The sequence below is a fragment of the Aminobacter sp. 01T433 genome (assembly GCF_056398585.1).
The window spans coordinates 1-9,591 of sequence record NZ_JBFTPR010000041.1 but is presented as its reverse complement, the minus strand read 5'-3'; the positions used below and the strand labels follow the sequence as shown (position 1 = coordinate 9,591).

Genomic DNA, 9,591 nt, shown 5'->3' with positions numbered 1-9,591 from the left:
GGACGAAATCTTGGAGTAGATCAAATCGCCAAAGATGCTGTAGCGCCCGTTCCGCGCTTCGGCGATCGCCATCGCGGCAAAGTCGAGTTCATCCAGGATATCGCTGAAACTCGAATCGATATGAACGACAGGCAAGCCGAACTGCGCGGTGTCACCGGAGAGCCCCGCCGCCCAGAAATAGGGCGTCACCGAAAACGTCCATCCCTGCTCGACTATCGGCGTCGCTACCGGACTGACTGGGGAAACAATGTCGGCAGCGACTGCCGGAACGGTGAGAAGGCCACCGAAAACGAGGGGCCAAACAAAACCAGCTTTCATTCCCATCCTCCGGAACGAAGTTTATGTTGCAAATGACGACCGCCCTGCGGGGCAGATCTTTGGCACGCATACCTTAGACTGCTACGATGATGTCCCCTGTCGTCCGTTCAGCCTGCGTGCCGAACGAAGCACTTTCCGTGAGGCTTGCGGGCGGCCATTGCAAGCCGCCCGCCCAAGATCACATTGTCCTACTTGGCCATTGCCGCCCTGGCGGCCTCGATCTGCGCCTTGATTGCATCAAGATTGAAGCTGGCGCCCTTCTGCATCGGCGGGAATTCGATGGCCGTCTCGGCGAGCTTGGCCACCTCCTGCTGAACGAACACGAAGCGCCAGAACTGATACATAAACCACTCGTTGAAATATCCTTGGGCCCCGTCCAGGGTTCCGTTTTCCGGAGTTCCCAGGCGTTCGAACGGATCAAGCCTAAGGTTCGTGATCGACGGTGCGTCGACATGATCCTTGGCCCCGAGCCAGCCTTTCGGTTGCTCTATGAAGCGATACTTGTAGTCGTCGATGCGCACTGCGCCCAAAGTGCTCTCACCAAAATAGTAGATCTCGTGGCGGGCGGAAGGTCCCTTGCCGGTGAGCATGGCCGTCTGATCGTAACCATCGAGATGGTTCTTGTAGGTTCTATCGCCAATCTTCTTTCCCTTGAGAAGCTCAGTTTTGATGTTCGGGTTTCCGGCCGCCGCCACAAAAGTCGGCAGCCAATCAAGACCCGAGACGATGCCGTTCTCGACCTTGCCGGGTTCAATCTTGCCGGGCCAGCGAATGAACGCCGGCACGCGGAAACCACCTTCATAGATCGTGCCCTTCTGTCCCTTGAATGGCGTGTTGCCGCCATCGGGCCAGGTAAACGTCTCCGTGCCGTTGTCTGTCGTGAACAGGACGATGGTGTTGTTGTCGACACCCAGCTCCTTGATCTTCTGCATCACCAGTCCGACGTCATCGTCGAGCTGAGCCATGCCGGCTTCCTGAAGCGACCAGCCATTCTCCGAATTCTGAAGCGCCTCATATTTGGGAGAAAGGTGGGTTACGACATGCATGCGCGTGGGGTTGAGCCACAGGAAGAAAGGCTTGTTGTCTGACTTGGCCTTCTCCACGAACTTCAAGGCGTAGTCGCGGATTTCATCGTCCACGGTTTCCATCCGTTTCGGATAAAGGGTTCCCGCGTCTTCGATCTTCTGCTTGCCGACCTTGCCCCAGCGCGGATCGACTGTCGTGTCGTCAGTGGTTGTCGCCCAGCTGTGGAGCATGTTGCGCGGCCCGACCTTGTCCAGGAGTTCCTGCGGGTAGTTGGGGTGCGCGGGATCTTCCATCGCATCAAGGTGATAGAGATAGCCGAAGAACTCGTCGAAGCCATGAACCGTGGGCAGGAACTCATTGAGATCGCCAAGGTGGTTCTTGCCGAACTGGCCTGTGGTGTAGCCCATATCCTTGAGAACCGTGGCAAGTGTCACGGCTTCAGCAGGCAGGCCAGTTGTGGCGCCAGCCTGACCGACAGTGGTCATGCCGGTACGGATTGGAAGTTCGCCGGTGATGAAGTTGGCACGGCCCGCGGTACAACTCGCCTCGGCATAGTAGTCAGTGAACAGCATGCCCTCGGCAGCGATCTTGTCCAGGTTGGGCGTGCGCCCGGCCATCATGCCCCGGTGATAGGCGCCGATATTCCACATGCCGATATCGTCACCCATGATGACGACAATGTTGGGCGGCTTGTCTTGCGCCGCTACCGTCGCAGCGCCACCCAAAGTCAGCGCCGTGCCAATTAACAGAGTTCCTAGAAGATTACGCCTCATGACTTTTCTCCATGTATCCCTAACGGTCATGCGATGAGGCTGGGCACTTCACGGAACCACATAGCGAATGAATCCACATCCGCGTCTGGAAGCAGGGAATACAGCACTCGTACGAATGCGGCTGAGATGATCGCGGATTTCTTGCGGGCAAGGAGCCTGAGGAAACAGGAGGGCAAGCGCATGCGCTGTTGCATGTCCGGAACCCGTCATATTCGATCCTCAAGTCTCCAATCGGAGGGGCTTGGAAACTCCGCCGCAAGCGTAGAACTCTTCGAATATGGTTCAGTCCATAACCGGCAACCGCAAGTGGTGTCAAGTGGCGCTACTTGCGGTTGACGGATGGAGCAAACTGTCGCTTTCCCGCCCACGTTGACGTTCTGCCCGCGGAACGAACGGATTGTCACTCGCCGATGCCAACCCGGCGAAATGCCTGAGATGCATGGCAAGTCGCTCTAGCATAGGGCCTGTCGGCCGCCCGCTGGCAGGCCTTTTGGTTTCTAGGCAACAGTGGAATATGGTTGGCGCGCGCCCACTGGTGTCTCGGCAGGTTTCAGAGGGCGGCAAGAACGGCCTGTCGAACCTGAACTCGGCGGGCCGTTTGTGCGATCACGGCACCAATATCTCTGTTATGGTCGCATGCCGTAACTTGCCTCGCCTGGTTCCGCCGCCGCCGCAGATTTACCGGCGATTAACCTTGCTGCGCGACCATGGCTTGGCGGAAATGTATCGAAGACCGCGTCCTTAAAGCCTGACCAATCAAGAGCCCCGTCACCACCCTGTGAGTGGCGGGGTTTTTTGTATTCTTGGCCCGATCTGGAGTGAACCCCTCGGGCTGGACCACGGGACACGAAAGAACTGATACGCTCTGTGGGCCTCAATCGGAGAAGGCTCATTAAGTCTCGCGGACCGTATCGACGGCACTCAACGCCGTTCAAGCTGCAGCTTTGCCAGGACATCCGAAACGGCGTCATCGGACGACGTGATGCGCAACGCACGTACGGCGTCTCGGCGAACCTCATCCAGTTATGGCTGACACAGTTCGATCGCGGCGAGCTTAATGATGAAGAGGCCGAGGCAAGCGTCATCGCTGAGTACGAGGCGCAGATTGCGGCACTGGAACGCAAGGTCGGCCAGCTCACGATGGAGCTGGACCTGGTTAAAAAAACACCGCGCCAGCCGATCGCCGGCGGCAGCGAGAAATCCTCCATCGTCACCGGCCCGCGGCCTGCTCCGTCAGACGGGGGTGCAAAGTGATCGACCTCCCGAGGAGCACGTTCTACTACCAATCCAAGGCACCGACTCTAAAGCTCGACGACGACGAGCTCGCTGCTCTTATCGAGGACATCCAGGACGAGTTGCCCTGTTATGGATATCGCCGTGTAACGCATGAGATTCACCGGCGGGGTCATCTCGTCAATCACAAGCGTGTGGCGCGCGTGATGCGGGCCAACGGCCTGGGGATCAAGCCGCGCAGGCGCTATGTTCGCACGACCGATAGCCGCCACGATTCACCGATCTACCCGAACCTGTATCGCAATCTGATCCCGCCTCGAGCCGACATGGTGTGGGTTGCCGATTTTACGTACATCCGGATTGCCGTCGGCTTCTGCTATCTGGCTGTCATTCTTGACGCCTGCAGCCGGAAGGTTGTGGGCTATGCACTATCGAAACGCCTGGACACGCCGCTGGCGCTGGCAGCGCTGCATTCGGCCATTAAGAACAGAAAACCTCCGCCAGGCTGCATTCACCACACCGACCGCGGATGCCAATACGCAAGCGAGACCTACCGACGGGCGCTTGATGCGGCCAGTCTGACAGGTTCCATGAGTGCTGTCGGGAACCCCTATCACAACGCTCAGGCGGAGAGCTTCATGAAGACGCTGAAAGTGGAAGACATCTATCCCGCCGGGTACGAGACCTTCTCGGAAGTGGCCGAGCGATTGCCCAGGTTCATCGAAGAGGTCTACAATGCCAAGCGGTTGCACTCAGCCCTTGGCTACAGATCGCCAGCAGAATTCGAAACCCAACTCGCCCAGCAGGCGGCTTAGTTTGAAGCGCCTCGCTGGTCCAGCCCGAGGGGTTCACTCCAATCGGGTTGTATTGCCAGGCAGGACATTGACACGCTACCGCTAGCGGGGATTTGTTTTTTCGCGCCTAGTTGTTGCAAATGGCATCCAACATCATCGACATCAGCTTGTCGCGGGCCTGAAGCTGCAAAGTGTTTGGCGGCTGCATCGCAAGCAGTTCATCAATGGACAGCCGCTTGTAAGGTGGACGCCCTGTGCCGATATAAATGTACCGTCAATGTACCGTCGCTCCCAATCGACGACTAGCTTGCAAATGGCCGTGTCATCCTCTGCCAGGACGGAAGTGATTGGCTTCACGTTGGACACCTCTCTAAAAAGCAGAGAATGCCCCTTCCAACCGAGAGCAGTCTATCGCCAGATTTAGCGATTGACCGCTGAACGGATGGCCGGAGCGTCCTTCAAGCGGCGCGTCAAATGTCGCCTTTCGACCCATGCCGGGTCACCACAACTTCATCTTCATGAACGGATCCGGGCCGACGCTGTCGCTCGGCGGTGTTCCGGTCACGGAACCGGAAGTCAGCGTCTATATTAACAAGCTGGACATCGCGCCTTTTTTTCAAAGGCGAGGTTCTTGGCGGAACAAAAGGCGTCGTACTGACATTGCCCTACAGTGCCGGGTCGGTGACCGGCTCGTTCTTGACGCCTGCCCCATTTGGCGGCTTCAGCGATCCTGTGATTACGCCGTTGATCGGCTGGCACGATGGCAATTTCCACTACAGCACGAGCTTGTCGATCTTTGTGCCTGTCGGAAAATACAACACGGCCAGTGTCACCCTGTCGCCACCCTCTGTTGATGACGTGCTTAATTTTGGCGAGAACAGATGGGCCTTCTCGCCGGCTTTCAACGCGACCTATATGAACCCGAAGACCGGATTGGAGATTTCCGGTTCGCTAGGCATCACCTTCAGCACGCGGAACACGGCTACCGACTGGCAAACCGCCCCCGAGCTCAACTTCGAGGCGGCCGCGCTCCAGCATCTTCCCAATGGTCTGGCCTTTGGAGCTGCAGGATATGCCTACGGATATGCCTACTAGCAGCTTGCCGAAGACAGCGGCTCGGGAGCCGACAACTTCAGGACACTGCTTGGCGTCAAGAGCCTCGAGGCGCGGGTTTTCGGCATCGGGCCGATTGCAACTTACAGCACCAAGTTCGGCGAGGCGCCGGTCAGCTTCAAGCTGAAATATACGCACGAGTTCGGGGCGCGGCGGCGCTTTGAAAGCGATGTCTTTTGGGGTAGCGCCGGGTTTTCGTTCTGAATATAGGATTTCTTGATCAGGGGTCGTCTCGGGCACTTTGCCTTTTTCAGATTTTGCAGCGTTTTCCATAACCACCAGCGACGAGGTAGGCCGATGAGAGCTTTGTTACGTCATACAAGTATCCTGCCAATATGCGGGACTTTGCTGTTGTCGGGTGTTAGCGGCGTCATGGCGCAATCGGTATTGAGCAAAGCCGAGCGCACCAGCGAAAGCATGGAACCAGGGCTCGTGCATCCCGACCAAACCGCTGCCGCGCAGGCAAAGCTTGACGCGCTGCAGGCCAAGACTGGCAAGCGCCCAAACATCGTCTGGCTGGTGGTCGACGACATGGGCTATGGCGATCCCGGCGCATATGGCGGTGGCGCGGCCATCGGTGCTGCGACACCCAACATGGATCGGCTCGCGCTGGAAGGTCTCAAGCTGACCTCGACATACTCCCAGCCAACCTGCACGCCGACGCGCTCCACCATTCTGACGGGCCGTCTGCCGGTGCGAACTGGCCTGACGCGGCCGATCCTCGCCGGCGACACCATCACCAAGAATCCTTGGGCCGACGAAATCTCCTTGCCGAAGCTGCTTGGCGAGGCCGGCTACAAGACCGTGCTGTCGGGGAAATGGCATGTTGGTGCTGCAGTGGGCATGCGGCCGCATGACGTCGGCTTCGACGAATTCTACGGCTTCTACGAGGCGGAAAAGGAAATCAGCCAGAGCGTCGACAAGCGCCGTTATCCTGACCTCGTGCTCAATCCCGAGCGTCTCGAAATGCTGCGCAAGACCGGCTCCAGCGACTCCCTGGTGCACGGCTTCAAGGGCGGCGAGACGAATGACGCCGTCAAGATCGACAGCATCGAGACTATGGCGGAAGGCGACCGCATGACCAAGGAATTCAGCGTCGCCAAGATCAAGGAACTCGCCGCCGGCAAATCTCCCTTTTTCCTGGAGCACGCCTTCATGAAGGTGCACGCAGACAATTTCGCCAGCAAGGCATTCGAGGGAAAGAGCGCCAGCAAATATCCCTACAAGGACGATGTCGTCGAGGTCGACGCCCATATCGGCGAAATCGTCAAGGCGCTCGACGAAGCGGGCGTGCTCGAAAACACCTTCATCTTCGTCACCTCCGACAACGGGCCGCAATTGGATAGCTGGCCCGACGCCGGATACACGCCATTCCGCGGAGCCAAAGCTTCCGCTTGGGAAGGTGGCGTGCGCGTGCCCGGTATCGCCTATTGGAAAGGCATGATCGCACCTGGGCGCGCGAGCGACGATCTTTTCGATCTCATGGATCTCTTCAACACGTCCCTGCATGTCGCCGGCATCCAGGACAAGATTCCGACCGACCGCTACATCGACGGCATCGACCAGACCTCGTTCCTGCTCGCCGACGATGGCCGCTCCAACCGCGAGAAAGTCTACATCTGGAGCGAGCAGAACCTGATGGCCATGCGTATGTACGAATACAAGATCCATGTGAAGGTGGTTGAGGAACATGCGCAGTGGCTGAACATCGACATGACCACCGTCAGCGATGTCGGCCTCGCGCCCTGGCTGTTCAATCTCTACATCGACCCGAAGGAACAGTATCCCGTGGGCCACCGCATGAACGCCTTCCTGGCGTCGATGGCGGCAGAGATGAAGGGCCATTCGGCGACCTTCAAGAAGTATCCGCCGAAGAACATCGGCCTGTGACAGTAGCTGGATACGGCCCTTTCAAGACGACGCACTCACAGGAACTCGCACGACTTGAGGAGGTAGCGATGTTTTCTCGTTGGAATTCTGGAAGGGTGCGGTTGTCGCTCAGCGTCGTCTGTCATCTCCCAAGCCCTCCAAGGCTATCCCTCCGGGGCGTCTGGATCACGGGCTTTACGGTATTGTCCATGCAGCCCGTCGACTTCGGCTTCATCCAGCCACTACAGCTTGTAGCCGATCTTTCGCAGCAGGTCTTTCCGCCACGCAATGTCCGCGTCGGTTTCGACACCCAGCGGTGAGGCGCCATCCACCACGCCGAGCACGCCGCGGCCCAGCTCCGTTTGCGCGACGATCACCTGTGTCGGGTTGGCCGTCGCGCAGTAGATGCGGCAGACCTCTGGCACCGCACGCACCGCAGCCAGCACGTTGACGGGAAAGAACCCGTCGCCCAGGAAGATCAGGAAAGTGTGGCCGGCGCCAATGGCCAATGCGTTGTCGCGTGCGAGGGCGAGCACGGCTTCGTCATTACCCGACCAGCGCACCAGCCGCTTACCGGAGGCCTCGCAGAAGGCCAGCCCGAAGCGGATGCCAGGAACCGCGCCCACCAGCGCCTCGTGGACGTCTTCCACAGTCTTGATGAAATGCGACTGGCCAAAAATGAAGTTGGCGGCGTCAGGCTTGACGATGGGCACAACGGTGAGTTCCATGGCTGCGCTCCTTCAAGGTAGGCAACGCAATGGTAGGCCGACGGAAGGCGATTTCAAGCCGCCACAGCATGAAGCCAGCCAATTCTCGGGCAATTGCAGTGCAAACCACCGTCGTTCGTTTTCCCCGTCCGACCAGCAAGCGATATCGAGCCGTCAACCGGCTCTGAGCTTTCCACGCGATCTCTCTGACTGACGGCGGGGCTGCTTGCAGGCGGTACAGCTTCCTTACACCCAGCTTCGGTGGATGCCGATACGTCCACGCACTCTCAACAAGCATGCGTCGAACTCGACCATTACCAGCCTTCGTTATTGCGCCTCGTCTTACGGTCTCACCCGTGGATCGCTCGCCAGGAACCAGACCGAGATAGCCCATCAATTGGCGTGGGCTCTCAAATCGGGTCACGTCACCGACTTCCGTGGCGAAGGTGACGGCGACAATTAGATCGACACCTCGCAGGGTCTGCAGCGCTCGAACGACCGGGGCGAGAGACCAGTTCGGGACGAACTCCTCGATCACCTTCTCTAGTCGTTCGACACGCTCCTTCGAGATGCGCACTGCCTCGACCATTTCCTGCAGTGCTATCTGATGTGCCGGATGATCAAACTGCTGCTCCTGCAGCCAATGCAGATACCGCATCGTCCAGCCTTTCTTGCGCGGATAGAGGCGACCATGCTTGAGCATGAAGGCGCTTACCTGTTGCCGATGGATCCGCAATGTCTCGACGGCGGCAGATCGAGCACGAACGAGATCTCGCATCGCTTCGTGACCCTGGTCAGGAATCCACACCGGCGTGAGCTCGCCGGCCCTCAGTAGCCGGGCGAGCGCAAGCGCATCTCGACGGTTCGTCTTCACCCTATCGCCAGGCTTCCTCGGGATCAGAGCCGGAGCGACAACCATGCAGTCATGGCCAAGCGACTTGATGAGCCGGTGGAGGCCGTAACCGGTGGGGCCGGCCTCGTAGCAGAAATGCACGCGATCAAACTTTGCGACTATTCGCTGGATAACGCGTCGCATGCTGGCATCCGATGCCTCAACCTCGCCGAAATAACGGATCTCTCCGTTCCGGCCGGTTTCAGCAATCGCAATCGCATTTTTCAGCTTGGCAACATCGATTCCGACAAAGCTTCTCAATAATCGTCCACGGCTCGTCCTCCTGTCGTGAGGATCGGCTCGGCCTATCCGAGCAACCCTCGGAAGACCAGCGTAGGGCGAGCCACCTCAGGCACGAAGAAGGACATACGGTCTTACAAAGCAAATCCATGGCAGGACAATGCAACGATCAATTATCTAAGCATGGGATTTGTTAAGGGAAAGTGCGCCTGCGTTCGTCAGCGACAATGCTCTTCCATGGAGCACCGATGGCCTTTTATGCCGCCACCTCGTTAGCACCTATCCTTCTCATTGTCATGCGATTGCAGGCGCTGCGTTCGGCCATGAAGCGGCAGAATTGGCTTTATCTTCCCAGATATCCGGCCTTATGGGCCCCCAAAGCGCTGATCTACCCCAAACAACTCTGGAGAGTTGTTGATTTCCACTGAGAGCTGATGGAGTTGTCTAATCGCATTCGGGGCGTCAAGGGATGMATTYTGTTGAAACGGCGGCCGGGTGCATGGTTGTCTTCGCGGTCAACATTGGTCGCCGCATGATGGAGCTTCGCGGGACGAGCCTTCAATGTGGACGACGCACTTTGCTGAGACAGCGGTGCAACCCCATCAGCGGAATGGCTCGGCTCACGT

Annotated in this window: 6 protein-coding genes and 3 pseudogenes; 5 read left to right on the top strand and 4 right to left on the bottom strand. The window is 58.3% G+C overall.

Features of this window, described 5'->3' with window-relative positions; translation table 11 throughout:
* Positions 1-318, bottom strand: a pseudogene (locus AC1DLV_RS29910) (hypothetical protein); the annotation flags it as partial.
* A gap of 188 nt (positions 319-506) precedes the next feature.
* A complete protein-coding gene (locus AC1DLV_RS29905) occupies positions 507-2,117 on the bottom strand; it encodes an arylsulfatase (protein ID WP_476803581.1) in 1,611 nt (536 codons plus the stop codon).
* Positions 2,118-2,984: 867 nt separating this feature from the next.
* Here AC1DLV_RS29905 and AC1DLV_RS29900 point away from each other — a divergent pair.
* From AC1DLV_RS29900 to AC1DLV_RS29885, 4 genes and pseudogenes are all read left to right on the top strand, one after another.
* Positions 2,985-3,371 (top strand): transposase, encoded by a 387-nt coding sequence (locus AC1DLV_RS29900; RefSeq protein ID WP_476803582.1) that lies wholly within the window; start codon positions 2,985-2,987, stop codon positions 3,369-3,371.
* Entirely contained in the window at positions 3,368-4,165 is a 798-nt protein-coding gene (locus AC1DLV_RS29895; protein ID WP_476803583.1) for an IS3 family transposase, read from the top strand. The genes AC1DLV_RS29900 and AC1DLV_RS29895 overlap by 4 nt, the downstream gene beginning before the upstream one ends.
* 531 nt (positions 4,166-4,696) lie before the next feature.
* A pseudogene (locus tag AC1DLV_RS29890) lies at positions 4,697-5,461 on the top strand (SphA family protein).
* A gap of 147 nt (positions 5,462-5,608) precedes the next feature.
* Positions 5,609-7,147: an arylsulfatase gene (locus AC1DLV_RS29885; RefSeq protein ID WP_476803584.1), complete on the top strand. Its 1,539-nt coding sequence runs from the start codon at positions 5,609-5,611 to the stop codon at positions 7,145-7,147.
* Between the two features lie 221 nt (positions 7,148-7,368).
* On the opposite strand, the gene AC1DLV_RS29880 is transcribed toward AC1DLV_RS29885, so the two are convergent.
* Both AC1DLV_RS29880 and AC1DLV_RS29875 read right to left on the bottom strand, forming a co-directional pair.
* Positions 7,369-7,854 (bottom strand): adenosine-specific kinase, encoded by a 486-nt coding sequence (locus AC1DLV_RS29880; protein ID WP_476803585.1) that lies wholly within the window; start codon positions 7,852-7,854, stop codon positions 7,369-7,371.
* A gap of 67 nt (positions 7,855-7,921) precedes the next feature.
* Positions 7,922-8,986 (bottom strand): annotated as a pseudogene (locus AC1DLV_RS29875) (IS110 family RNA-guided transposase); the annotation flags it as partial.
* 227 nt (positions 8,987-9,213) lie between these two features.
* On the opposite strand from AC1DLV_RS29875, the gene AC1DLV_RS29870 reads away from it, so the two are divergent.
* The gene (locus AC1DLV_RS29870) at positions 9,214-9,393 is read left to right on the top strand and encodes a hypothetical protein (protein WP_476803586.1); all 180 of its coding nucleotides are present in this window, start codon (positions 9,214-9,216) and stop codon (positions 9,391-9,393) included.
* Positions 9,394-9,591: the final 198 nt, after the last annotated feature.

Bases quoted from the DNA above. Each gene is read 5' to 3' on its own strand.
- AC1DLV_RS29880 (WP_476803585.1), bottom strand. From the start codon at position 7,854: ATGGAACTCACCGTTGTGCCCATCGTCAAGCCTGACGCCGCCAACTTC.
- AC1DLV_RS29905 (WP_476803581.1), bottom strand. From the start codon at position 2,117: ATGAGGCGTAATCTTCTAGGAACTCTGTTAATTGGCACGGCGCTGACT.
- AC1DLV_RS29870 (WP_476803586.1), top strand. From the start codon at position 9,214: ATGGCCTTTTATGCCGCCACCTCGTTAGCACCTATCCTTCTCATTGTC.